This window comes from Devosia sp. A16 (assembly GCF_001402915.1).
GTDB lineage: Bacteria > Pseudomonadota > Alphaproteobacteria > Rhizobiales > Devosiaceae > Devosia_A.
Genome location: NZ_CP012945.1, coordinates 3444068 through 3467919, shown reverse-complemented (window position 1 = coordinate 3467919; position 23852 = coordinate 3444068). Strand labels below are relative to the sequence as shown.

Below are 23852 nucleotides of genomic sequence, written 5' to 3'. Positions count from 1 at the left end.
TCAGGCCCGCTTCAGGCGTGGGTCGAGCAGCACGTAGCTGAGATCGACGATGAAATTGGCGGTCAGCATTGCGGCCGTCATGATCAGCAGCGCCCCCTGGATCACCGGGTAGTCGCGCGCGAGGATGGCCTGGTAGAGCGTGTTCCCCATGCCGGGGTAGTTGAACACCACCTCGGTCACTAGCGATCCGCCGAGCACGGCGCCCAGCGAGATGGCGAGGGCCGAGACGGTGGGGAGCAGCGCATTGCGCGCCGCATACCAGAGCATCACGCCGCGATCCGACAGGCCCTTGGCCCGGCCCATGACGATGTAATCCTCGCCGAGCAGGTTGATCATGTTGTTGCGCATGGTCACGGCGAAGCCGCCGGTCAGGACAATCACCATGGTGAGCATCGGCAAGGTGCCGTGATAGAGCACGCTCAGCACGTAGTCCCAGCCCCAGGATGGGTCGAGCATCGGGTTGGCGGCATAGCCGTTGGGGAACCAGCGCAGCGTGTAGCCGAAGGCGAACAGCGTGATCAGCGACACCACCACCGCCGGCACCGAGCTCGAAAAGATGGCGCTCAGCGAGATCAGCGTGTCGAAGCGGCTGCCGCGGCGCCAGGCTGCCATGACACCCAGCAGCGTGCCGATGGCGAAGCTGATGATGGTGGCGGTGCCGACCAGACCGACGGTCCAGATCAGGGCGCGGCCGAGCAGCTCGGTCACCGGCAGAGGGAAGAAACGGATGGAGCGGCCAAGATCGCCGGTGAAGACGCTCTTCAGATAGGCCAGATACTGCTCGCCGATCGGCGCATCGATGAAACCGAAGGTGAGCTTCAGCGCATTGAGGTTTTCCAGCGACAGGTCGGAGCCGGCGCCGGCGAACATCTTCTGGATCGGATCGCCCGGCATCAGGCGCGGCAGGAAGAAGTTGATGGTTGCCGCAGCGATGAAGGCCGCCAGGTAGAACACCAGACGACGGAGCAGAAAGGCCATGGATTAGATATTCCGCTGTCGGAAAATGGTGGGCAGGGGTTCCCTTCTCCCCTGAGGGGAGAAGGTGGCGCGTAGTAGGCGGACGGCGGCTAGCGCCGCCGCCGTGGGATAAGGGGTGAAGCGGCGGCGTAGAGCTGGTTGATCCAGCATGACCGGGAGGCTGCACCCCTCACCCGGCGACGCTAGTTCGCTGACGCTCACAAGCTTTGCGGCCCTCTCCCCTGAGGGGAGAGGGGGCAACCGAGACACCTGAAACGTCCGCAAATCCACGGAGGTTTCTACGGCGCTACTGCGCGACCGGGCGCAGGGCCAGGAGCTGGATCAGGCGGCCCGGGTTGGCGTTGGAGACCACCGGCGAGGTGATCTGGTTGTCGGCATTGGCCCAGCCGGTGAAGCGCTTGGTGCTGTACTGGTAGAAGGACGGGCTGTTGTAGACCGGGATCACCGGCATGGCCGCGGCCACCTTGAGCTGGATGGCGTCCATGATCGATTTCTGCTCGGCCGGGTCTTTCACCTGGGTATACTTGTTGAGCATCTCCACCACTTCCGGATCGGTCCAGCGCTGCGCCGAGGTGCGGCTCTTGCCGAAATCTTCCGGGTTGAACGAGCGGATATAGGGGAAATACGGATTGGCCGCCGAGGCGATGGCGTTGAGCGACATCGAGTACTTGGCGTCGATCAGGTCGGAAGCCCACACCGATTCCTCGGGGGTCGACATCTTCACGTTGAGACCGCCCTGCTTCAGCGTCTCGATGGCGATCTGCACGGCATCGATCCAGTCGGTCCAGCCGTTGGGGATCTCGATGTCGATGGCGATCGGCGTGCCGTCCGGATTGTCGCGGAAGCCGTCACCGTCCTTGTCGACATAGCCGGATTTGTCGAGCAAAGCCTTGCCGGCCTCGAGGTCGAACTTGCCGTACTGGCCGAACTGGGTGGCGACCTCGGGGTTGCCAAAGGCCTTGTAGAACGAGCCGAGCATCGCCGGGTCTTCGTTGATCACCGGGTAACCGTAGCCGGCGATATCGATGATCGACTGCCGGTCGATCAGCATCGACACGGCGCGGCGGAAGTTGACGTCGTTGAACGCCTTCTTGTTGTTGGCGTCGGGGCTCTCGAGGTTCAGCGTGAACGCGACGAGGCTCGAGGGCAGGAACCAGTAATGGTTATGCTCGGGGTCCTTGGCGACGAAGGTATTGTCGATATCGGGGATGAAGCTCGTCGCCCAGTCGAGCGTGCCATCGGCGAGCGCCGCCAGCACCTGCGGGTTGTCGGCGAGCTGCGGCATGCGGATGCAGTCGACATGCAGGCTCGCCGCGTCCCAGTAGTTGGGGTTGCGGCACTGCTCGTAGACCTGCGGGGTGAAGCGGGTGATCTCGGTGAGGGGACCTGAGCCGACCGGGTTCTCGTTGGTGAAGGTCACCGGGTCGGCAACATCCTTCCAGATATGCTCCGGCACGATCGGCATGGCGACGATGGTGGTGGCGACCAGAGAATTGGGCTGGGCAAGGTTGAAGCGCACGGTGCGCGCGTCGACCTTTTCCACCGAGTCCATCAGCTTGCTGACCGAGTTGAAATCGAGCGCCGGAAATTTCTTCAGATAGTCATAGGTGAAGACCACGTCGTCGGCGGTGAGCGGCTGACCATCGGACCACTTCAGCCCGTCGCGCAGCACGAAGGTGATCGACTTGAGGTCGTCGGCCAGCTCGAAACTCTCGGCGAGGCGATATTCCCACTTGGCGCCGGCGAGGCGGTTGAAGATCGCCAGCGGCTCATAGATGAAATCCTTGGTGGTGGCGCGGGCCGACGTCTGGTTGAACGGATTGAAGTTCCGCACATAGGTAGTGGTCTGCTCGGAGCTGACGGTCAGGACGACCTGCGCACTCACGGGTGCGGTCATCGCGAGCGCCAGGGCGGTGGCCGCAATCAGCTTGCTCTTTAACACTTCCAGTCTCCTCTTTGTCGCGGCGCCGCCTCAGGCGAGGCCGTTCTCCCGAAAAATCCCTTCGACTTCAGCGTGGAGGGCCATGGCATCCACGCGAAGGTTACCGCGTTTGCGCGCTGCGCGCGTGATTCGTTCGATCGTTTGCCCAGTTAGCGGGCGGGCACCGCCAGCGGCCGAAATGCTGGCCTCGAGCCCGCCCTGGGTAAGCAGCGCGATATCGCAACCGGCCTCGAGGGCGGCGGCGACGCGATCGCGCGGCGTGCCCTGTAGCGCTTCCATGCTGAGGCAATCGGTGATCAGCACCCCATCGTAGCCGATGTCGTTGCGGATCAGATCGTAGACCCGGGGCGAAACCGAGGCCGCCCGCTCGGGGTCGATCTGGGTGAAGATCAGGTGGGCGACCATCGCCCAAGGCGCGTCGCGGAGTTTGACGAAGGGCTGGAAATCGCTGGCGCGAAGGTCGTCGAGCGCGGCATCGACCACCGGGCAATCGAAATGCGGGTCGACCGTCACCCGGCCATAGCCGGGAATGTGCTTGATGATCGGCAGCGCGCCGACCTCGAGCATGCCGTCGATCACCTCTCGGGCGAGGGTCACCACCAGCTCCGGATCGTCGCCGAAGGCGCGCTGGCCGATCACGTCGTGAGTACCCGGCCGCGCGAGATCGACCACCGGCGTGGTGCCGCTGTCGATGGTGAGGTCGGTCATGATGGCGCCCATGGCCTGGGTCGAAAGGCGCAAGGCGCGCCGCGCCAGTACAAGATCCTTTTTCGCCAGGGCGCCGAACGAACCAAGGCTGCGGAAGCTCGGCCAGTTGCCGTTGTCAAGGCGCTGTACGCGACCGCCTTCCTGGTCGATGAAAACAGGCGCATCCGGACGGCCGACGACTTCTCTGAACTGCGCGCAGAGCCTCAGGGCCTGCTCGCGGTGGTCGAGGTTGCGGCGGAACAGGAACAGCCCATAGGGGTTGGCGTCGCTGAGGAAGGCAATCTCGTCGGCTGTGAGCTCGTAGCCGGAGACCCCGACGAACAGGGCCAGTGGCGCGGAAGTAGTGGTCATACGGCCTGCTCGGGGTGGGTGATGTCGCGGGTACGCTTCAGGGCATCGATGGTCTGCTCGTAGCGCAGCCGGGCGACGCCCATGAACAGGCAATCGACCAGCGCCAGCTGGGCGATGCGGCTGACCATGGCGCCGGCGCGCAACGTGCTTTCGCGAGCATGGGTGACGAGCCGCTCCGCGGCGGCGCGGGCCAGAGGCGAATCCTTCATGCCGGTGACCGCGACGGTCAGGGCGCCATTCTCCCGGGCGAGCCTCAGGAACTGCACGGTATCGGCAGTGGTACCCGAATGCGAGAAGCCGATCGCGACGGTATGGGCCGGCGACAGCACCGCCGCCGTCCAGGCCTCGTGCGCGTCGGCCATCAGGAAGACGTTGCGGCCGACGCGAAACAGCTTGTGATGCAGGTCCTGGGCGACGAAATGGCTGGCGCCGATGCCGAACAGCAGGATGCGTTCTGCCTGGTCGAGCGCCGCGACCACCCGCTCCAGCGTCCCGAAGTCGAGGTTCGAAACGGTTTCCTCGATCGCCAGCATCTCAAGCGAGGCGACCTTGGCAGCAACCTCTTCGAGCGTATCGGTGCGGGCAATCTCGGCGCCCAGCGTCATACCGGAGCCGAACTGCGCCGCCTCCTTGCCGAGCTCGGTGGCGAGGGCCATGCGCAGCTCGGCATAGCCGCTGACGCCGACGGCGCGGCAGAAGCGCACCACCGAGGCCACCGAGGTGCCGCAGGCCTCGGCGATCTGCGAGATGGTCTTTTCGAGGACGATCGCGGGGTTGTCGCGGATGGCCTTGGCGAGCCGCCGCATGGTCGGCGTGAAACTCGCAGCGGAGGCCTCGATGTTCGACTGAATCCCCATGCCGACATTCATACCCACGCGAAACAAAAGTGCAACGTGTGCGCTGACACTGAAAACAATTGACAGCGAAAGCGCTCCGTTTCTACCTTCCGGTGACATTCAGGAGCCCAGATGTCTCGCACCGAATCCGCAGGGAGCGCCCGCCCATGACCGCCGTCGCCAGCGATCGCCGGGTGCTGCTGAGCGAGCTCGAGCAACTGGTCTCCGAAGAGCGCAACCCGCGCACCATGGGCATCGACCTGATGGCGACGCCTGAGATCGTCGCCACCATCAATGCCGAGGATCGGCTGGTGCCCGAAGCCGTGGGGAAGACGCTGCCGCAGGTGGCGCAGGCAGTCGAGGCGATCGTGGCAGCCTTCGGCAAGGGTGGCCGACTGGTCTATATCGGCGCCGGCACCAGCGGACGGTTGGGCGTGCTCGACGCTTCGGAGTGCCCACCGACCTTCGGCGTGCCGCCGACCATGGTGGTGGGCCTGATCGCCGGTGGCCTCGGAGCGCTGGTCAGCGCCGTCGAGGGCGCCGAAGACAATGCGGAGGCCGGTGCGGCAGATCTGAGAGCCATCGAGCTCACCGCCGACGACGTGGTGGTGGGGATCGCGGTGAGCGGCCGCACGCCCTATGTGATCGGCGCACTCGACTACGCCAGGTCGTTGGGGGCGGTAACGGTGGGCCTCACCTGCAATCCCGCTTCCACCATCGCCGGCCTCGCCGACATCTCGATTGCGCCGCTGGTGGGTCCGGAGGTGGTTACCGGCTCGACCCGGCTCAAGTCGGGGACGGCGCAGAAGCTGGTGCTCAACATGCTCTCGACGGCGAGCATGATCCGCATCGGCAAGACCTACCAGAACCTGATGGTCGACGTGCGGACCAGCAACGAAAAGCTGCTGGCGCGCGCGGTGCGTATCGTCATGCAGGCGACCGACTGCCCCGAAGAGGTCGCCGAGGCAGCGCTGCAGCGCACCGGCAACGAGGTGAAGCTGGCGATCCTCGTGATCCTTACCGGCCTCGATGTCGAGGCGGCGCGCGCCGCCATGGCGAGATCGGGTGGCTTTCTGCGTCGCGCCCTCGAAGCGTGACGCGACTGGACGACGTCTGAACGATGGCGCGCCGTCAAAAGCGGGCCGGATGAAACAGGAGGGATGAAACCATGCACTTGACCACCAAACGATGGCTCGCCGGCCTTGCCGTCTCGGCAACCCTGACCACCGCCTTCGCCTTGCCGGTACAGGCAGCAAACCTGCGCATGGCGTGGTCGCAGGATGCGACCGGGCTCGACCCGCACAAGCAAACGGCGTTCTCGTCGTTGCGCCTGCTCGAGCTGGTCTACGAGCCGCTGGTGCGGCTCGACGCCAAGTACAATGTGGTGCCCGCGATCGCCACCAGCTGGGAGTTTTCGGCCGACGGGCTGACGCTGACCTTCAAGCTCGACCCCAACGCGAAGTTCTCCACCGGCGATGCGGTCACCTCTGCCGACGTGAAGGCGTCGTTCGAACGCCTGCTCGACGAGGCGACGGCGGCGGCGGCGCGCGCCAACTTCCTCTCGATCGCCTCGATCGACACGCCCGATCCGCAGACCGTGGTGTTCCACCTCAGCCAGCCTGACGCGCCGATCCTCGTCGCCATGTCGGGCACCAACGCCTCGATCGTGCCGGCGAGCGCCATCGCCGATGGCAGCATCGGCACCAAGGCCATCGGTTCGGGTCCATTCGTGCTCGACCAGTGGGAGCCCAACGTCAAGGACGTGCTGAGCGCCAACCCGAACTGGGCCGGCGGCAAGGTCGGCATCGACGGCATTACCATTTCGGTGCTGCCCAGCGAGAGCGCCATCATCGACTCGATGCGCGCAAACCAGACCGACTTCGCGCTGTTCAACGACCCGACCATCGCGACGCTCATTCCGGGCGAGCAGGGCATGACGCTGAACCGCATCCCCGGCCTCGCCTATAACGTGCTGCAGATGAACCCGTCGCGGCCGCCGATGGACAACCTCAAGGTGCGGCAGGCGATTTCCTGCGCCGTCAACCGGCAGGAAATCATCGACACCGCGCTCGTGGGCGAGGGCAAGGTCACCGGGCCCCTGACCATGGAAGCCTATGCGTCGGATCCCTCGACGCTGTTCTGCTACAAGCAGGACGTCGAGAAGGCGAAGGCGCTGATGAAGGAGGCGGGCCAGGAAGCCGGCTTCTCGGTCGACGTGATCGCCGCCACGGGCGAGCCGCCCTATGCCGCCAACGAGGCGCAGGTGCTGCAGAGCCAGCTCGCCGCGATCGGCGTCAAGCTCAACATCAAGACCATGGATTTGAAGGTCTATGTCGACACCTGGCTGAAGGGCGATTTCGACATGGCTGTGGCACAGAACGGCGGCCGGCCGGACCCCTATCCGATGTATAATCGCTACTTCACCAAGGACGGGAACCTGGTGAAGGTGTCGAACTTCAGCGATCCCGAACTCGACAAGCTGTTGCAGGAAGGCCGGGTCGAAACCGATGTCGCCAAGCGCAAGCCGATCTTCCAGCAGTTCGAGGCGCGCCTCGCCGAACAGGCGCCGTGGGTCTGGATTTCCAGCACCGTGACCTACACGGCCAACCTCGCGACGGTGAAGGGCTATGAGATCAACCCGAGCAACCTGCTGTTCGCGCTGAGCAAAGTGACGCTGGGTCAATAACGACTTGAGGCGGGCCGAGGGCCCGCCTTCTCCCCACGCAGTCAGGACCTTAGTGCATATGGCGGCAACGCAGCTGATGAGCCGGTGCGGGAAACCTACCCCCACCCCTGTCCCCTCCCCGCAAGGGGGAGGGAGACCAAAACACCGGCGTCAGTGTTGGCGTCTCCTCCCCCCTTGCGGGGGAGGGACAGGGTGGGGGGTACCCTTCCCGAACCGAGCTATCCTCACGCCAGATACGATAGCCATGCCAACTCACATGCGCCTGACATGAACTATCTGACGCAACGGCTGCTGACCTTTCCGCTGGTGCTGCTGGGGGTATCGCTGCTGGTGTTCTTCGCCATCCGGCTGGTGCCGGGCGATGCGATCATCGCCATGCTGGGGACCGAGGCCGGGCTGCTGACCGATGCGCAGCGCAGCTCGCTTGAGGCCTATTTCGGCCTCGACCAGCCGATCATCGTGCAATATGGCCGCTGGCTCGCCGGGCTGTTCGAAGGTAATTTCGGCATCTCCGTCACCTATGGCAAACCGGTGCTCGAGGTGATCCTCGCCCGCTTCCCGCTGACGCTCGAACTGGCGCTCCTGTCGATGCTGATCTCGCTGGCGGTCGGCATCCCGGCCGGCGTGTTCGCGGCGACGCGCGCCGACCGGCCAAGCGACCTGCTGGTGCGGCTCTTCGCCATGCTCGGGCAATCGACCCCGAGCTTCGTGGTCGGGCTGGTGTTGATCTACTTCCTTTCGGTGACCTTCCGCATGCTGCCGGCAATGGGCAGCTTCACTCCGCTGTTCGACGATCCGATCGGCAATCTCAGCCAGATGCTGCTGCCGGCGATCACGCTGGGATTGTCCTTTGCCGCTGCGGTCACTCGCATTTCGCGTTCGGCGATGCTCGATGTGCTGAGCGACGACTATGTGCGCACCGCCCGCAGCAAGGGCGCGTCGCAGCGTGACGTGGTCTGGAGGCATGCGCTGCCCAATGCGCTGATCCCGGTGGTGACGCTGTCGGGCGTCGAGTTCGGCTATCTGCTCGGCGGCGCGGTGATCGTCGAGCAGATCTTCGCGCTGCCCGGCCTCGGCCGACTGACGCTCGATGCGATCAGCCAGCGCGACTATCCACTGGTGCAGGGCGCAGTGCTGTTCATCGCGCTCAACTTCCTCGTGGTGAACCTCCTGGTCGACCTCGCCTACGCCGCGCTCGATCCGCGCATCCGGCTCGGGGGCAAGTGATGGCGTTGCTCAAGGCCGTGCTGCGGCATCCCAGCGGCCGCATCGGCGCCGCGATCATCGCGCTCTTCCTCGTCCTCGCGTTGCTGGGGCTACTCGGCCTAACGCCGCACGATCCGCTAAAGCAGTTCGTCGTCGACCGGCTGAAGCCCCCCAGCCTCACCTACTGGTTCGGCACGGACCTGCTCGGCCGCGACACCTTCAGCCGCCTGATGCTGGGGATCAGCGAGTCGTTCATCGTCGCGTTCGCCTCGGTCGCCGTCGCGGCGACCGCCGGGACGATCATCGGGCTGTTCGCCGCCTGGTGGGGGCACCTGTGGGACGGTGTGCTGATGCGCACCATGGACGTGCTGCTGGCTTTTCCGGCCATCCTCCTGGCGCTGCTGATCGTCGCCATCGAAGGGGCGGGCATGGTCACCAGCATCGTCGCGATCGGCATCGTCTACACCCCGATCTTCGCCCGCGTGGTGCGCGCCCCTGCCCTGGCGATCAAGGGCCGCGAGTTCGTCGAGGCGGCCCGCACCTTCGGCAGCTCGCAGGGCTACATCCTGACGCGGCACCTGCTGCTCAACCTGGTGGCGCCGCTGACCGTGCAGATCACCCTGGCGCTCGCCTGGGCGCTGCTGACCGAATCCGGCCTGAGCTTTCTCGGCCTCGGCACGCAACCGCCGGCGCCGTCGCTGGGAGTGATGCTGGCCGAGAGCAAGTCGATGATGACGCGCGCCCCCTGGCTGATGATCTTTCCGGGCCTCACCATCATGCTCGCCATTCTCGGCTTCAACCTGCTCGGCGACGCCCTGCGCGACATCCTCGATCCACGCTCGCAAGCGAGGACCGCATGACCACCCTGCTCAATGTGCGCGACCTCCGTGTCGGCTTCGGTCGCGATCCCCACGCCAACGAAGTGGTGAAGGGGGTGAGCTTCGAGCTCGCCGTCGGCAAGACGCTCGCCATCGTCGGCGAGAGCGGCTCGGGCAAGTCGGTGACGGCGCTCTCGGTCAACCGGCTGGTCGATTTCGGCGGCGGCCGCATCACCGGCGGCTCGATCGCTCTACAACGCGCCGACGGCACGGTGGTCGACATCACCGCGGCGGACGAGCCCGCGATGCAGCGGATCCGCGGCCGTCAGGTCGGGATGATCTTCCAGGAGCCGATGACCTCGCTCAACCCGGTGCATACGGTCGGCGCGCAGATCGAGGAAGCCTTCCGGCTGAATCGCGGGCTGGTCGGCGCCGAGGCAACACGGGCAGCCCGGGAAGCGCTCGAGCGGGTGCGGATCCCCGATGCGGCACAGCGGCTCAAATACTACCCGCATCAGCTGTCGGGCGGCATGCGACAGCGGGTGATGATCGCCATGGTGCTGGCCAGCAATCCTCGGCTGCTGATCGCGGACGAGCCGACCACGGCGCTCGACGTCACCGTGCAGGCGCAGATCATGGCACTGCTGGCGGAACTTCGCGAAGAGCTCGGCATGGCGATGATCTTCATCACCCACGATATCGGCCTCGTCGCGGGGATTGCCGACGACATCATGGTGATGCAGCACGGCATCGCCGTGGAGCAAGGGCCGCTCGACGCGGTGCTCGACAACCCGCAGCACCAGTACACGCAGCATCTGCTGCAGGCGGTGCCGCACTTTACCTCGGGCAGCGCCGTGCGCAGCGACGACCCGGCGCGCGAAGCGGCGCCGATCGTCACCGTCGATAACCTGGCGGTGCGCTTCCCGGTGGCGCGTGGGTTGTTCCGGCGCCGAGGCGGCGCGATCCATGCCGTCGACGGCGTCGACTTCGATTTGCGGCCGGGCGAGACGCTGGCCATCGTGGGAGAAAGCGGCTCCGGCAAATCCACCACGGCGCGGGCCATCCTCGGCCTCGTCAAGGCGACGCGCGGCCGGATCGAAGCCAAGGCGGGTCGCAGCGGTCGGCCGGTGCAGATGGTGTTCCAGGATCCCTATGCCTCGCTCAACCCGCGCCTCACGGTGGAGGCGCTGCTGGCCGAACCGGCGATCGCCGCGGGCCAAAGGCTCGGCAGCAAGCTGCGCGAGCGGATGGTGTTCCTGCTCGAGCGGGTGGGGCTGGGCAAGGAGGCACTGACCCGCTACCCGCATCAGTTCTCGGGCGGGCAGCGGCAGCGACTGTGCATAGCGCGAGCGCTGATGCTGAACCCCGATGTGGTGGTGCTGGACGAAGCGGTGTCGGCGCTCGATGTCAGCGTCCAGGCCCGTGTGCTCGATCTGTTGATCGACCTGCAGCGCGAATTCGGCCTCGCCTATCTGTTCATTTCGCACGACATGGCAGTGGTCGAACGCATCGCTCACCGAGTGGCGGTGATGTATGCCGGCCAGATCGTCGAGATCGGCAAGGCGGCGGCCGTACTGGGCGCACCGCAACACAGCTATACCCGGCGGCTGATCGCGGCGGTGCCGGCGATCGAACGGCGGCGCCAGCATTTCACCCTCGATGCGACGCATGTCCCGTCACTGGTGCGTCCGTCGGGGTTCGAGCCGCCACCGGCGAAATGGCGTGAGGCGGGAGAAGATCACCGCGTGCGCGTGGAGGAAACCGCATGAGCGTCAACGCTGTTCTCGATCGCGCCTTCGCGCCGCTGCAGGCGGCGGTGGCGGCAAAGCGCATTCCCGGCGGCGTGCTCGGCATCGTCGACCGCGAGGGCAATCGGGCGGTGCGTTCGATCGGCTCGGCGCAACTGGTTCCGGCCGCACGCCCGATGACCGACGCCACCTGGTTCGATCTCGCCTCGCTCACCAAGGTGATCTTCACCACGCCGCGCATTCTCGCGCTGGCTGAAGCCGGCACGATCGACCTCGATGCGCCGCTGACCTCGGTGATCCCCGATTTCCGCCAGTACAACCCCGACGGCAGCTGGGAGCGGAAGCTCAGCTTCCGGCAGTGCCTCGGGCACCAGACCCCGTTCCCCGGGGTGGTGCCGATCTACACCTATGGCAGCGACCCGAACCTCCTCCGCGCCTGGGTGCTGCAGCACGAGTGGCAGGCGGGCCCGCCGGTTTATTCCGACATCAACTTCATCCTCCTCGGCATTGCGCTCGAACGGCTGAGCGGCAAGCTGATCCGGCAGCAGGACCCCGGTCCCGGATTCGCCTGGTCGGCCGATCCGCTGGAAGCCGCGGCCACCGAGCGCGACGCCTGGCGCGGCCGGGTCATCGTCGGCGAAGTGCATGACGAGAACTGCTATGCACTGCAGGGCTCGGGGCATGCCGGGCTGTTCGGCACGGCCGCGTCGGTGCTCGACTATGCGCGGGGCCTGCTTGCCGGCACCGGCGCGGCGCCGGCCAGCATCGCCCTGATGCGCACCGCCCTGTCGCCGCGCCGCACCCATGGCTGGGAGCGGCCGTACGAAGGCTGGTCGGGCGGCGACCGCTGCTCGGCCGAAACCATCGGACATACCGGCTTCACCGGCACCGGCCTCTGGATCGACTTCGCGGGGGGGCGGGCCTGGACGCTGCTCACCAACCGCGTGCATCCGACCCGGCATTTCGACAGCGGCATCATCGCGCTGCGCCGCGCCGTGGGCGAGCTGGTCAACGACAATTGAGGGAGAGCGAGATGGCCGCACCGATCTGGGCCGTGGGCCTGATGACCGGCACCGTGCTCGACGGCAATATCGACGTGGCGCTGCTGAAGACGGACGGCGAGAGCATCGAGCAATTCGGCGCCTATACGCTCGCTCCCTACCCGCAGGCCATCCGCGACACGCTCGAAGAGACGCTGTCCGAGGCGCGCAAGTGGAATTTCGAGGGGCCGGATCCAGCCATCTTCGCCCGGGCGGAAGAGATGCTGACCCGGGCGCAGTCGGCAGCGGTCAAGGCGCTGGTGGAAAGCGCCGGCCTCCACATGGCCGATATCGGGGTCGTCGGCTTTCACGGCCAATCGGTGCTGCATCGCGCGCCGCAGCCGGGGCGGATCGGCGCCACCCGGCAGCTCGGCGACGGCGAACTGATGCATCAGCTGCTGGGCGCCAAGGTCGCCTATGATTTCCGATCGGCCGACGTGCGGGCCGGCGGACAGGGCGCGCCCCTCGCCGCCATCTACCACCAGGCGCTGCTGCGCGGGCTAGGCACGCATGGCGAGACCGCAGTGCTGAACCTCGGCGGCGTCGCCAATGTCACCTACTGGGATGGCGCCGACCGGCTGGTCGCCTTCGATACCGGCCCGGCGAACGCGCCGCTCAACGATTTCATGAAGGCGCGCGGACTGGGCGACATGGACCGGGACGGCGCCCTGGCGCGGAGCGGCACCGTGGACGAGGCGCGGCTCAAGAAGCTGCTGCAGCACCCCTATCTCAGCGCACCGCCGCCCAAATCGCTCGACCGTTTCGATTTCACCGCCGCCATGGCCGACGGGCTCGACCCGGCCACCGGCGCGGCGACGCTCACCGCCTTCACCGCCGCCGCCGTCGGCAAGGGGTTGGACCTGCTGCCGACGCGGCCGACGCGGTTGATCGTTTCAGGCGGCGGGCGGCACAACCCGCTGATGATGGAGATGCTGAAGGCCCGCGCCGGGGTGGACGCGGCTCCGGCAGAAACCGTCGGCTGGCGCGGCGACGCGATCGAAGCGGAGTGCTTCGCGTTTCTCGCAGTGCGGGTATTGCGCGGGCTGCCGATCAGCTTTCCGACGACGACCGGTGCCCCGCACCCGCTGCTGGGTGGACGGTTGGCGGCTTAGTCGGGCTCACCGCTGCCGCTGATGCGGGCTGACCCCCACCCCTGTCCCCTCCCCCTGAAACAGGGGGAGGGAGACGTCAGCCTCGATAGCGGTGATAGGGTCTCCCTCCCCATTCTTAGGGGGAGGGGACAGGGGTGGGGGTCAGTCTCCACCGGCGCTCGTACTCAAAGCCGCTTCTGCAGAAACGTCCGCGTTCGCCCCGGCGGAAAATCCTTGAGCGCGCCGAACGACACGTAGCCTGCGCGCTGATAGGTTTTCAGCGCCACCGGGCTGAAGGTGTCGATATAGGCGCCGTGGCAGCCGCGGGCCTTGGCGTCCGTCTCGGCCGCCGTCAGCATGCGGCCGGCGAGGCCGGCGCCCCGTTGCTCCTCGGCGACCCACAGCCACTGCACGTAGAGCCAGCCCCAGGCGGTATAGCCGGAAAGGCCGGCGACGATGGCGCCGGCCTCATCGCGCACCACGACGGCAAGCGGCCGGCGATCGGCCGGACCGACGTCACCCTCGTTGAAGGCGGTGAGGCGCCCACCGATGGTGGCCAGCTCATCGGCGGTCGGGGTTTCGGTGACGCTGATCGACAGTTCGCTCATCAGCTCAAGGCCCGAACCGTCGACGGCAGATCCACACGGAGTTCCGATGTCACCTCCAGCGCGCGGTCGTCACGGATCGGCGCGCCGCCCGGTGTCTGGCGCGCCGCGAGAATGGCGTCGCGCGCGCGGATCAGGCCGGCGATTTCGTCGGCGTAGAGGCGAAGGATGGCGCTCAACCAGCGGTTGGTGAGGTAGGAGGGCTGCGGCATCTGGATGTCGAAGCGCTCGAGCAGCGCAATGCTCGGTTCGGCATCGAGCCAGCTGTCGCCGACCACCCACTGGTTGACGGTGAACAAGCGTAGCAGCCTGCCATGCGCATCGACGCCGACGGCGATCAGGTGATGCACCGGACCGTCCTTGCCGTCCGGGCGGACGAAGCAGTGGAAGTGCCCGTGCTCGGCCTCGGCTGCCGGAATATGGCAGTGATAATACCACTGGCCGCCCGAAGCGGGGTCATAGACATCGCCCGGCGGGTAGTGGGTCCAGGCGATGACCGGCGCATCACGGAGGGTGGCGTGCAAGACGTTGTCGCCGCCCTTCAACAGAACCTCCTCGCAGAACAGCGCTTCCTGCGCCGCGCGAAGCCGCTCCGCCGGGTCGGCCATCAGAGGCTGCCTGCCGCGCAGGGAGCGGCTGCCGCGCAGGGCGCTGCCGCAGCGCACGGGGCGGCCGCAGCGCACGGGGCGGCCGCAGCGCAAGGCGCAGCCGCTGCACATGGAGCAGCCGCGGCGCAGGGGGCGGCTGCGGCACATGGAGAGGCAGCGGCACAGGGCGAGGCTGCCGCGCAGGGCGACGAGGCTGCACAAGGCGAGGAAGCCGCACATGGAGATTCAGCGGCGCATGGCGAAGCCGCGGCGCAAGGGTTGGACGCTGCATCCGCTCCGGCCGTCACCGCGGCAGGCGCGGCCGCGCCGCTGCCGCGGGTCACGTGGTCGGCGGCGACGGCCGCAGTGGCGGCGAGCAGCGCCGCGCCGAACAGCAGGGTGTTACGCGAACCGCTCATTTCTTGAACCCATCGAGACCGAATACCGGACGCAGCGCGATGCCGACGAAGCTGCCGGCAAAGGCGGCGGCGAACCAAACCCAACCATGGAGGCTGCCCGAGGCGATGCCGCTGAACAGCGCGCCGATATTGCAGCCGAACGACAGCCGCGCGCCATAGCCCATCAGCACGCCGCCGATCACCGCGGCGAGCGCCGATTTCAGCGGCAGGGCGGCCTTGGGCGCGAACTTGCCGGCGAGGCCAGCGGCCAAAGCCGCGCCGAGCAGGATGCCGAAATCCATCACCGAAGTGATGTCGAACAAGACGCTGCGCCCGAGCGCCTGGGCCTGGGCCGGCGCGGTCCAGAAGGTCCAGGTTTCGACCGGCACGCCGACCGATTGCGCAATCTTGGCGCCCCACAGCCCGAAGCCATAGGTAATCGACCAGGGGTGGCCGGCGATCAGCAGCGTCGCGATGTTGAGCAGCGCCAGCAGCACCGCGGCGCCGACCAGCGGCCACGGCCCCTGCAGCAAGCGCGACAGCCCGCGGGTCTTGGGCTTTGATGCCTGCTCGAGCCCGCCATGGGCACGGCGTTCGATCAGCACGGTGATGCCGGCGACGGCGGCGAGGCCGGCAAGCGTCACGATGACGGCCAGCGGCGCGCCGAGACTGGTGCCGAGGCTGATACTGGGGAGCGACGGCTGCGCCAGCCACCAGGGAAGGTGCGCCGTGCCGAGCAGCGCGCCGAAGATGAAGGCCGCCAGCGTCACCAGCATGCGCGCGCTGCCGCCGCCGACGGTGAACAGGGTGCCCGAACCGCAACCGCCGCCCAGTTGCATGCCGAGCCCGAAAATCGCCGCGCCGACCAGCACCGAGACACCGACCGGGGCGACGGCCCCGGCCAGCGGCCGGCCGAACGCGCTGCCGCCGGCGAGCAACGGAATGAAGACGACCGCGGCAATGGCCACCATCAGCATCTGGGCGCGCACGGCTGCGCCGCGCTTTTCGACCACCAGCCGGCGCCAGCCACCGGTGAAGCCGAAGGAGGCGTGATAGAGCGTCGCGCCGAGCAGCCCGCCGATCAGGAAGAGGACGGTCTGGCGCAGGTCGACCACCTGGCCGATCACCACGCTGCCGATCACGAACATCAGGAGCGCCACGATGACCGGGCCGCGATCGAGTTTCGGCCAGCTGAAGGAAGGAGCAGGTGGGGAGGCGCTGATATTGGTCACGAGAGTCAAATCCTATGCAGGCAGTCTATCGCCTGTCGTAAATGGCAGCGCCCGAGACCGCAATCTCGGGCGCCCTTGGCGATTGGTCGAAGGCGTTCGCGTCGGGCACGGTAGCCAGGCGCTCACCAGGCTGCTCCCTCCCCCCTTGAGGGGAGGGGCGGGGGTGGCGGTCCATCGGTGATAACCGCACCACCCCCACCCTCAATCCCTCCCCTCAAGGGGGAGGGAGGCCTACCGCAGCTGGTTCGGCAGCTTAGTTCTGTACCACCACCGGGCGGGCCGGGTCGAGGGTCCACTGCGACATGGAGCCGTCATAGAGCCGCACGCCCTTGAGGCCGGCGACCTCGGATAGCCCGAACCAGGCGATCGAGGCGAGGTGCCCGGTGTTGCAGAAGGTGATGAGCCCGTTGGTGTCGGTGACGCCAGCCTGCTGCACCAGCGCGTCGATCGTCGCCTTGCTGGCGAACTTGCCGGCGTCCTTGTCCCAGAACTTATCGAAGTTGAGGTTCACCGCCGTCGGGATGGTGCCGAGCGACTGCACGGTGTTGGTCTTTTCCTTGCCGATGAACTGCGCCACCGAGCGGGCATCGATCAAGTTGGTGTCGCTGGCGATCGCCTCTTCCACCTCGGCCACTTCGGCGCGCAGTTCAGGACGCAGCTTGGCAGTGAAGCTGCCGGCGACCGGGGTCACGACATCGGTCGAAACCGGCTGGCCGGCATCGGCCCAGGCCTTGTAGCCGCCGTCGAGCACGGTGACGTTGTCGTGGCCGAGCACCTTGAAGGTCCAGTAAACGCGGGTGGCGCCGCCGAACTCGGCGACATCACTGCCGGCCGGCACGATCACCACCTGCGTGTCGTCGCTGACGCCGAGCGCCGCGATCTTGGCCGAGATATCCTCGAGCTTGGGGAGCAGGCCCGGAGCGCCGTCGATCTTGGCGCGCCAGCCATAGGCGGCATATTGCGCTTCGACCGAACCCGGCACGTGGCCGGCGGCGTAGGGCGCGGTGCCGTCCTTGGGAGTATCGCGGATGTCGATGATCACCAGGTCGGGTTTGCCGAGCTGGCTGTTGAGCCAGGCGGCGTCGACCAGCGGCTGGTTGGTCAGGCGCTCGGCCTGTGCGCTACCGGCAGCGGCGAGGCCAATGACGAGCGCCGTGGCGAGGACGTTGAAACGCATTGAAGTATTCTCACTCTGGAGCATGAACTTGCCGGCATCATAGTCGCATCGCCCCCTCCGATGCTGCCGACAGGTTTCCAAATTGCGGAGCGAGACCGAAATTTCCGTCGCCGGCCACCGCCGTCGCGGCAATCAATTTCCCTGCGGGCCCATAGGCATAAGCTCCGGCACGGGCGATAATGCCGGCCAAAACGACGGCTCGTCGTGCCGGAAAACCATTTCATGCGCCCATTGCTCCGCCTGCTCCTCACCGCCCTGCTGCTGTCATCCCCCGCTGCGCTCCCCCCTGCCCTCGCCGAGGATGCAGCCGTCGCGGCGCCGGCGTCGCAGGTGCTCTCCTACGAGAGCGACGCGCAGCTCGCCGAGCTCGCCGCCAAGGGAACGACGGTGGTGTTCTTTTATGCCGCCTGGTGCCCCAATTGCCGGGCCACGGTGACCGAGCTCAATGCCCGCTGGGACGAGGTCAATCCCGGCCTGACGCTGGTGATCGCCGACTATGACAAGGAGCAGGCGCTGAAGGCCCGCTTCGGCGTGACCTACCAGGATACGTTCGTGCTGCTCGACAAGGACGGTAACGGGGTCGAAATCTGGAACAGCGGTGGGGTCAACGGCCTCAACGCCCATACCAGCGCGCTCTGACCCGCCGATGCTGGCAACCATCGCGCTCGCCTTCGTCGCGGGCGTCATCACCATCCTCTCGCCCTGCGTGCTGCCGCTGTTGCCGATGATCCTCGCGACGGCGACGCAGGAGGGCAAGGCGCGGCCAGTCGGGGTGATCGTCGGCTTCGTCCTGGCCTTCAGCGCCGCAACCCTGGCGCTGAGCGCGCTGGTACGGCTGATCGGCGTGCCGCCCGACATCAACCGGACCCTGAGCGCCATCGTCCTCGCCCTGCTCGGCCTGGTGCTGGCCGCCCCCGGGCTGCAACTGCAGTTTGAACGGTTGGCGAGTGGGCTTGCCGGGCGCGCCCCGCGCAGTGAGGGCAGCGGCTTCGGCGGCGGCCTCGTGGTCGGGCTCGGGCTCGGCCTCGCCTGGAGCCCCTGTGTCGGGCCGATCATGGCCTCGGTGATCACGCTGGCGCTCAACCAGTCGGTGGGCCCGGGCGCGATTGCCGTCACCCTTGCCTTCTCCCTCGGCACGGCACTGCCGATGGCGGCGGTGCTGCTGGGCGGCCGGCAACTGGTCCGCCGGTTGAGCTGGTTCCAGAGCCACGCCGCCACCATCCAGCGGGTCTTCGGCGTCGTGCTGCTGCTGACCGCACTCGCCATCTGGCTGGGTTGGGACCGCAACATCCAGATCCTCCTGCTCGAGTGGTTTCCCAGCTGGGAGAGCCTGCTGACGGGCTGGGAGCCGCAGCCGCCCTCGACCTGAGCTCGCTCCTCAGATTGCCCCTTGAACCTCCAGCCACTGGAGGTTGTAGAACACTCGCGTCGTCACGGGAGCGTAGCATGGGCGCCGGTCACAGCCACGGTATCGAAAAGCCTGCAGCCGGTTCGGCCGGGGCGCGGCACCGGAAGAGCCTAGTGGCGGCGCTGGCGCTGACTACCACCTTCCTCCTCGTCGAGGTGATCGGCGCCTGGATCTCGGGCTCGCTGGCGCTGCTCGCCGACGCCGCGCACATGCTCACCGATGCCGGCGGCCTGGCCCTGGCGCTGTTCGCCATCTGGTTTGCCGCCCGCCCGCCATCGGCCAACAAGACCTTCGGCTACCTGCGGGCCGAGGTGCTGGCCGCGCTGGTCAATGCGGTGGTCCTGCTGCTGCTCGCCGTCTACATTCTCTACGAGGCGTACCAGCGCCTGTTCGCGCCGCCCGAAGTGCTCTCGACCCCGGTGCTGATCGTCGCGGTGGTGGGGCTGGTGGTCAACCTGATCAGCATGCGGCTGCTGGCCGCCGGATCGGCGGAAAGCCTCAACCTGAAGGGCGCCTATTTCGAAGTGCTGGCCGACATGCTCGGCTCGCTCGGCGTCATCGCCTCGGCGCTGCTCATCATGTTCACCGGCTGGACGCTCGCCGACCCGCTCATCGGCGCGGCGATCGGCGTGTTCATCGTGCCCCGCACCTGGGGGCTGTTGAAGCACGCGGTGAACATCCTGCTCGAAGGCACCCCCGCCGGCTTCGACCTGGCCCGTCTCGAGCGCGCGCTGCGCGCCCTGCCCGGCGTCATCGACACGCACGACCTCCACGTCTGGACCATCACCTCGGGCATCGACGCGATGAGCGGGCACCTGGTGATTGCCGACGACGCGGACCAGCAGGCGGTGCTGGTGGCGGCGCGGACGGCCCTGCATGAGGATTTCGGCATCGACCACACGACGATCCAGGTGGAGACGGCGGCGACGCGGGGTGGTGAGGTGAGGGGGCAGGTGTGAGGCCGTCCGGACTGCGTGGACCTGGGCCCTACTGCGCCATCACATAGTGACTGTCCGACACCTGCGCATAGGCGCGTACCGGCGGGACATATTCGGGCCGGCGGACCGGGCTCTTGACGTCGTCGTTGCCGATATTGCGGCGGCGCTGGCGCTGCGTCGGATCGGCCACCGGAATGGCGGCGAGGAGTTTGCGCGTATAGGGGTGCTGCGGGTTGGCGAAGATTTCGGCGCGGGTGCCCATCTCGACGATCTCGCCGAGGAACATCACCGCCACACGGTGGCTGACCCGTTCGACCACCGCCATGTCGTGCGAGATGAACAGGTAGCTGAGCCTTAGGCTCTCCTGCAACTCGAGCATCAGGTTGACCACCTGCGCCTTGATCGACACATCGAGCGCCGAAACGCTTTCGTCGGCGACAATGACGCTGGGTTTCACCGCCAGCGCCCGGGCGATGCAGACGCGCTGGCGCTGGCCGCCGGACAGCTGGTGCGGATAGCGATTGGCCATGGCGGCCGAGAGGCCGACCCGCTCCAGCAGCTCGGCAATTCGCTCCGGCACGTCCTTCGGCGTCGCCATGCCATGCAGCAGCATGGGCTCGGCGATGGCGCCGCCCACCGTCATGCGCGGATTGAGGCTCGCGAACGGATCCTGGAAAATCATCTGCATCCGCTTGCGGCGGGTGCGCAGCTCCTCGTCGGTGAGCCCGACGATCTCCTCGCCGTCGAGTTTGACCGATCCGCCGGTCGGCTTGACCAGTTGCAGGATCGATAGACCGGTGGAGGACTTGCCGCAGCCGGACTCGCCGACCAGCGACAGCGTCTCGCCCGGCTGCAGCGAGAACGAGACCTTCTCAACTGCATGCACCCTGCCCTTCACGCGGCCCATCATCCCCGAACGGATGGTGAAGCGGGTGGTCAGGTCCTTGACCTCGAGCACCGGCGCCGCCTGGCGATCGACCGTATCGGCACTGGCCGCCGCTTCACCGAGCAGGCCGGTTTGCGGGTCGGCGATGGCGAATTTGCGCGGCCGCGGCTCGTCGGCCATCGCCCCCAGCTTCGGCACCGCGGACAGCAGCGCCTTGGTATAGGGCTGCTGCGGCGCGGCGAAGATATCGATGGTCGACCGATCCTCGACTACGAGACCGCGGCGCATCACCACGGTGCGATCGGCGATCTCGGCCACCACCCCCATGTCGTGGGTGATGAAGAGGACCGACATATCCTCCTCATCCTGCAGCGCCTTGATCAGCTCGATGATCTGCGCCTGGATGGTTACGTCGAGCGCAGTGGTCGGCTCATCGGCGATCAGCAGGCGGGGGCCGCAGGCGAGCGCCATGGCGATCATCACGCGCTGCCGCATGCCGCCGGAAAACTGGTGCGCATGCTCGGCTGCCCGGGTCCTCGCATCGGGAATACGGACGCGATCGAGCTGGCGGATCGCCTCGGCTCTCGCCTCAGCATGCGAGACCGCCTTGTGCGCCATGATCGCCTCGGCGATCTGCTCGCCCACCGGCATCACCGGGTTGAGGCTGGTCATCGGCTCCTGGAAGATCATGCCGATGCGCTTGCCGCGCACCTCGTTCATCGCATGGCCCGAGAGCCCAAGCAGCTCCTGCCCCTCGAGCTGGATGCTGCCCTCGGTCCGCGTATTGACGGGGTTATTGAGCTGCATGATCGACATGGCCGTCACGCTCTTGCCCGAGCCGCTCTCGCCGACCAGCGCCACGGTTTCGCGCGTGCCCACCGCGAAGCTCACGCCATGCACCACTTCGATCCACTGGTTGCGGTTGCGGAACGAGGTCTTGAGCCCGCTGACGGACAGCACAGGGTTGGACATGGCGTACTCCTCCGGCGTGCGCGTCCCGAGGTCGCGCCGTTCCCCGCATGTAGCGGCGATCTTAGCAAATTGTCAAGTTATCAGGCACTTGTAATCACGGAGGTCGCAGATCTTGAAACCTACGCTTTTTCATACACTTGACTGCGCAACACATCTCGCGGTCCGCAGGCAAACAGCTGCGGCATCGTTGACATGTTCCCCTGAATGTTTACAAGCAGAGCACCCTCCATGATGCGGGGGCGAGGGAGACGCGGGTGAGGCTGGCCATCGTTGCCGATGATCTGACGGGAGCGCTGGACGTCAGCGCCCCGCTCGCCGCACGCGGGCTGACGGTAGTGGTCGCGACCACCCCGGACGCCGCCGAGCAGGCGATCGGCTCGGGCGCCGAGGTGGTGGTGGTGAACACTGCAAGCCGCGAAGGCCGCCCCGAAGACGCCCGCGCGACCGTCGACGCGGTGTCCCGCCGGCTTGCTGCGATGCAACCGGAATGGGCGCTGAAGAAAATCGATTCCCGGCTCAAGGGCCACGTGGCGATCGAAACCGCGGCGATGCTGCAGGCATTCGGGCGCAGCCGAACGGTTGTTGCGCCGGCGGTGCCGAGCCAGGGCCGGACGGTGCGCGGCGGCCACGTGATCGGCCAGGGCATCGGCGCGCCGATTGCCATCGCTGCAGCGATGCGCGACGTGCCGCACGAGGCGCCGGACACCGCCGACGCGATGGCGCTGCTGGCGTTGCTCGACCGGGCGACGCCGGAGACGCTGCTGGTTGGCGCGAACGGACTTGGCGTGGCACTGGGGGAACGGCTCAGCGGACCGCCAGCGCCAAAGACCCAACGCCTCGAGGGCCCCCTGCTGCTGGTGGTCGGCTCGCATGATCCGATCACGCTGAGGCAGGTCGAAGTGGCGCTCGAGCACGACGCGTTGAGCCACGTCGTTTCCTCCGACGGCGCCCTCGGCCCGCTGCCCGGCGGGCCGGTGCTGGTGCAAGCCATCGCGCCGCACGATGCAGGTTTCGGCGCGGCGATGCAGCGGTTCGGGCGCTCGATCGCCGAGCTGCTGCGGCGCGGCGATTTCGGCACGGTGCTGCTCAGCGGCGGCGAGACGGCGCAGACGGTGCTGGCGGCACTCGAGATTGGCTGCCTCGAGGTGGCCGGCGAAGTATTGCCCGGCATTCCGCTGACCCGCGCGGCGCTTGGGGATCGCAGCCTCACAGTATTGACGAAGTCCGGCGGCTTCGGCACAGCTCAGGACATCCTGCGCCTTGTGGGCATTTCAGAGAACGCCGTTCCAGTTACTGACTACGCATTGGCAGGAGAGCAACGATGAGCGACGTCAAGCAGACCGGCGCAGGGTTCGACGACGAACCACGACATCGCACGCTGTTTGCCGACCGCGTCTACCAGCTGCTGCTGACCCGCATTTCCAATGGCGAGTATGCGCCGGACCACAAGCTGCCGAGCGAGAAGGAGCTGTCGGACCAGTTCGATGTCAGCCGCCCGATCGTGCGCGAGGCACTGGAGCGCCTGCGCAACGAGGGGCTGATCTACTCGCGCCAGGGCGCCGGCAGCTTCGTGCGGCTCAGGACCGAGCCGCGCTCGCTCGGCTTTCCGCCGGTCGAAACCATCGCCGATATCCAGCGCTGCTACGAGTTCCGCCTCACCATCGAACCGGAAGCGGCGTTCTTTGCCGCCAGGCGGCGGAACGATGCAGCGGTGAGTTCGATCGGTCAGGTCGTCGACCTGCTGTCGAACGCCACCGACCAGCAGCGGCATCGCGAGGATGCCGATTTTGCCTTTCACCTGGCGATCGCCGATGCCTCGAACAACCACTATTACAGCTCGGCGATGCAGGCCCTGCGCACCCATATCGCCGTGGGCATGAAGCTGCACGGGCTGGCGCTGATGGGGCCGGGGCGCGGGCTCGAGAAGGTGCTGGGCGAGCACCGCGCCATCTTCGAAGCGATCCGCGACCGTGAGGCCGACACTGCCCGTCAGTTGATGCGGCAGCATCTCGAAGGCTCGCGGGATCGGCTGTTCGAGGGCCGGATGCTGGATTTGTCGCTGTAAGGAACGGAACTGCGCTGCGTTCGGCAGCTTCTCACTGCGCGCAACGCTGCAGGCCAGAGTTGGCGCTGGACAGTCAGGTGCCCCCGCCCCTCACCCGTCTCGGCCTACGGCCGATCCACCCCTCTCCCCGACGGGGTCCGGTGAAGGCCAATTGGCCTTCACCGTGGGAACGGTAGTGAT

Annotated in this window: 21 protein-coding genes; 12 read left to right on the top strand and 9 right to left on the bottom strand. The window is 67.1% G+C overall.

The window, feature by feature from the left end; all coding sequences use genetic code 11:
- The 4 genes from APS40_RS16690 to APS40_RS16675 form a co-directional block, all read right to left on the bottom strand.
- On the bottom strand, positions 1-978 hold the full coding sequence (locus tag APS40_RS16690) for an ABC transporter permease (RefSeq protein ID WP_055048127.1): 978 nt from the start codon (positions 976-978) through the stop codon (positions 1-3).
- Between the two features lie 286 nt (positions 979-1264).
- A complete protein-coding gene (locus APS40_RS16685; protein WP_055049702.1) occupies positions 1265-2875 on the bottom strand; it encodes an ABC transporter substrate-binding protein in 1611 nt (536 codons plus the stop codon).
- 75 nt (positions 2876-2950) lie between these two features.
- The gene (gene nagZ / locus APS40_RS16680) at positions 2951-3979 is read right to left on the bottom strand and encodes a beta-N-acetylhexosaminidase (protein ID WP_055048126.1); all 1029 of its coding nucleotides are present in this window, start codon (positions 3977-3979) and stop codon (positions 2951-2953) included.
- Positions 3976-4836, bottom strand: coding sequence for a MurR/RpiR family transcriptional regulator (locus tag APS40_RS16675; protein ID WP_055048125.1), 861 nt, complete (start codon positions 4834-4836; stop codon positions 3976-3978). Before APS40_RS16675 ends, nagZ begins: the two co-directional genes overlap by 4 nt.
- Before the next feature lie 146 nt (positions 4837-4982).
- Between APS40_RS16675 and murQ the strand changes: the two genes are divergently transcribed.
- From murQ to APS40_RS16640, 7 genes are all read left to right on the top strand, one after another.
- Complete coding sequence (gene murQ, locus APS40_RS16670) at positions 4983-5912, top strand: N-acetylmuramic acid 6-phosphate etherase (protein WP_055048124.1); 930 nt, start codon at positions 4983-4985, stop codon at positions 5910-5912.
- Between the two features lie 71 nt (positions 5913-5983).
- A complete protein-coding gene (locus APS40_RS16665) occupies positions 5984-7501 on the top strand; it encodes an ABC transporter substrate-binding protein (protein WP_055048123.1) in 1518 nt (505 codons plus the stop codon).
- Between the two features lie 267 nt (positions 7502-7768).
- Positions 7769-8728, top strand: coding sequence for an ABC transporter permease (locus APS40_RS16660; protein ID WP_055048122.1), 960 nt, complete (start codon positions 7769-7771; stop codon positions 8726-8728).
- Entirely contained in the window at positions 8728-9567 is an 840-nt protein-coding gene (locus APS40_RS16655) for an ABC transporter permease (protein WP_055048121.1), read from the top strand. Before APS40_RS16660 ends, APS40_RS16655 begins: the two co-directional genes overlap by 1 nt.
- A complete protein-coding gene (locus APS40_RS16650) occupies positions 9564-11294 on the top strand; it encodes an ABC transporter ATP-binding protein (protein WP_055048120.1) in 1731 nt (576 codons plus the stop codon). The genes APS40_RS16655 and APS40_RS16650 overlap by 4 nt, the downstream gene beginning before the upstream one ends.
- Complete coding sequence (locus tag APS40_RS16645) at positions 11291-12295, top strand: serine hydrolase domain-containing protein (RefSeq protein WP_055048119.1); 1005 nt, start codon at positions 11291-11293, stop codon at positions 12293-12295. Before APS40_RS16650 ends, APS40_RS16645 begins: the two co-directional genes overlap by 4 nt.
- Positions 12296-12306: 11 nt before the next feature.
- A complete protein-coding gene (locus tag APS40_RS16640; RefSeq protein WP_055048118.1) occupies positions 12307-13425 on the top strand; it encodes an anhydro-N-acetylmuramic acid kinase in 1119 nt (372 codons plus the stop codon).
- 164 nt (positions 13426-13589) lie between these two features.
- Here APS40_RS16640 and APS40_RS16635 read toward each other — a convergent pair whose 3' ends face one another.
- From APS40_RS16635 to APS40_RS16620, 4 genes are all read right to left on the bottom strand, one after another.
- A complete protein-coding gene (locus tag APS40_RS16635; RefSeq protein ID WP_055048117.1) occupies positions 13590-14012 on the bottom strand; it encodes a GNAT family N-acetyltransferase in 423 nt (140 codons plus the stop codon).
- The gene (locus tag APS40_RS16630; RefSeq protein ID WP_055048116.1) at positions 14012-14617 is read right to left on the bottom strand and encodes a DUF6969 family protein; all 606 of its coding nucleotides are present in this window, start codon (positions 14615-14617) and stop codon (positions 14012-14014) included. Before APS40_RS16630 ends, APS40_RS16635 begins: the two co-directional genes overlap by 1 nt.
- 394 nt (positions 14618-15011) lie before the next feature.
- The gene (locus tag APS40_RS16625; protein WP_055048115.1) at positions 15012-16226 is read right to left on the bottom strand and encodes a YeeE/YedE family protein; all 1215 of its coding nucleotides are present in this window, start codon (positions 16224-16226) and stop codon (positions 15012-15014) included.
- A gap of 253 nt (positions 16227-16479) precedes the next feature.
- A complete protein-coding gene (locus APS40_RS16620) occupies positions 16480-17403 on the bottom strand; it encodes a sulfurtransferase (protein ID WP_055048114.1) in 924 nt (307 codons plus the stop codon).
- A gap of 222 nt (positions 17404-17625) precedes the next feature.
- Here APS40_RS16620 and APS40_RS16615 point away from each other — a divergent pair, with 222 nt between their 5' ends.
- The 3 genes from APS40_RS16615 to APS40_RS16605 all read left to right on the top strand — a co-directional run bounded on the left by APS40_RS16615 (position 17626) and on the right by APS40_RS16605 (position 19770).
- On the top strand, positions 17626-18042 hold the full coding sequence (locus APS40_RS16615; protein WP_055048113.1) for a thioredoxin family protein: 417 nt from the start codon (positions 17626-17628) through the stop codon (positions 18040-18042).
- A gap of 7 nt (positions 18043-18049) precedes the next feature.
- Positions 18050-18772, top strand: a complete 723-nt coding sequence (locus APS40_RS16610; protein ID WP_055048112.1) for a cytochrome c biogenesis CcdA family protein — start codon at positions 18050-18052, stop codon at positions 18770-18772.
- Between the two features lie 77 nt (positions 18773-18849).
- Entirely contained in the window at positions 18850-19770 is a 921-nt protein-coding gene (locus tag APS40_RS16605; protein WP_055048111.1) for a cation diffusion facilitator family transporter, read from the top strand.
- A gap of 28 nt (positions 19771-19798) precedes the next feature.
- Here the strand turns inward: APS40_RS16605 and APS40_RS16600 are convergent, their stop codons facing one another.
- On the bottom strand, positions 19799-21607 hold the full coding sequence (locus APS40_RS16600) for an ABC transporter ATP-binding protein (RefSeq protein WP_055048110.1): 1809 nt from the start codon (positions 21605-21607) through the stop codon (positions 19799-19801).
- Between the two features lie 254 nt (positions 21608-21861).
- On the opposite strand from APS40_RS16600, the gene APS40_RS16595 reads away from it, so the two are divergent.
- Both APS40_RS16595 and APS40_RS16590 read left to right on the top strand, forming a co-directional pair.
- Positions 21862-22932 (top strand): four-carbon acid sugar kinase family protein, encoded by a 1071-nt coding sequence (locus APS40_RS16595; RefSeq protein ID WP_055048109.1) that lies wholly within the window; start codon positions 21862-21864, stop codon positions 22930-22932.
- On the top strand, positions 22929-23672 hold the full coding sequence (locus APS40_RS16590) for a FadR/GntR family transcriptional regulator (RefSeq protein WP_055048108.1): 744 nt from the start codon (positions 22929-22931) through the stop codon (positions 23670-23672). Before APS40_RS16595 ends, APS40_RS16590 begins: the two co-directional genes overlap by 4 nt.
- The last annotated feature ends 180 nt before the right edge of the window (positions 23673-23852 follow it).

Excerpts from the sequence above, each read along its gene's own strand:
- APS40_RS16690 (WP_055048127.1), bottom strand. The coding sequence starts at position 978 with ATGGCCTTTCTGCTCCGTCGTCTGGTGTTCTACCTGGCGGCCTTCATC.
- APS40_RS16685 (WP_055049702.1), bottom strand. The coding sequence starts at position 2,875 with ATGACCGCACCCGTGAGTGCGCAGGTCGTCCTGACCGTCAGCTCCGAG.
- nagZ (WP_055048126.1), bottom strand. The coding sequence starts at position 3,979 with ATGACCACTACTTCCGCGCCACTGGCCCTGTTCGTCGGGGTCTCCGGC.
- APS40_RS16675 (WP_055048125.1), bottom strand. The coding sequence starts at position 4,836 with ATGGGGATTCAGTCGAACATCGAGGCCTCCGCTGCGAGTTTCACGCCG.
- murQ (WP_055048124.1), top strand. The coding sequence starts at position 4,983 with ATGACCGCCGTCGCCAGCGATCGCCGGGTGCTGCTGAGCGAGCTCGAG.
- APS40_RS16665 (WP_055048123.1), top strand. The coding sequence starts at position 5,984 with ATGCACTTGACCACCAAACGATGGCTCGCCGGCCTTGCCGTCTCGGCA.
- APS40_RS16660 (WP_055048122.1), top strand. The coding sequence starts at position 7,769 with ATGAACTATCTGACGCAACGGCTGCTGACCTTTCCGCTGGTGCTGCTG.
- APS40_RS16655 (WP_055048121.1), top strand. The coding sequence starts at position 8,728 with ATGGCGTTGCTCAAGGCCGTGCTGCGGCATCCCAGCGGCCGCATCGGC.
- APS40_RS16650 (WP_055048120.1), top strand. The coding sequence starts at position 9,564 with ATGACCACCCTGCTCAATGTGCGCGACCTCCGTGTCGGCTTCGGTCGC.
- APS40_RS16645 (WP_055048119.1), top strand. The coding sequence starts at position 11,291 with ATGAGCGTCAACGCTGTTCTCGATCGCGCCTTCGCGCCGCTGCAGGCG.
- APS40_RS16640 (WP_055048118.1), top strand. The coding sequence starts at position 12,307 with ATGGCCGCACCGATCTGGGCCGTGGGCCTGATGACCGGCACCGTGCTC.
- APS40_RS16635 (WP_055048117.1), bottom strand. The coding sequence starts at position 14,012 with ATGAGCGAACTGTCGATCAGCGTCACCGAAACCCCGACCGCCGATGAG.
- APS40_RS16630 (WP_055048116.1), bottom strand. The coding sequence starts at position 14,617 with ATGGCCGACCCGGCGGAGCGGCTTCGCGCGGCGCAGGAAGCGCTGTTC.
- APS40_RS16620 (WP_055048114.1), bottom strand. The coding sequence starts at position 17,403 with ATGCGTTTCAACGTCCTCGCCACGGCGCTCGTCATTGGCCTCGCCGCT.
- APS40_RS16615 (WP_055048113.1), top strand. The coding sequence starts at position 17,626 with ATGCGCCCATTGCTCCGCCTGCTCCTCACCGCCCTGCTGCTGTCATCC.
- APS40_RS16610 (WP_055048112.1), top strand. The coding sequence starts at position 18,050 with ATGCTGGCAACCATCGCGCTCGCCTTCGTCGCGGGCGTCATCACCATC.
- APS40_RS16605 (WP_055048111.1), top strand. The coding sequence starts at position 18,850 with ATGGGCGCCGGTCACAGCCACGGTATCGAAAAGCCTGCAGCCGGTTCG.
- APS40_RS16600 (WP_055048110.1), bottom strand. The coding sequence starts at position 21,607 with ATGTCCAACCCTGTGCTGTCCGTCAGCGGGCTCAAGACCTCGTTCCGC.
- APS40_RS16590 (WP_055048108.1), top strand. The coding sequence starts at position 22,929 with ATGAGCGACGTCAAGCAGACCGGCGCAGGGTTCGACGACGAACCACGA.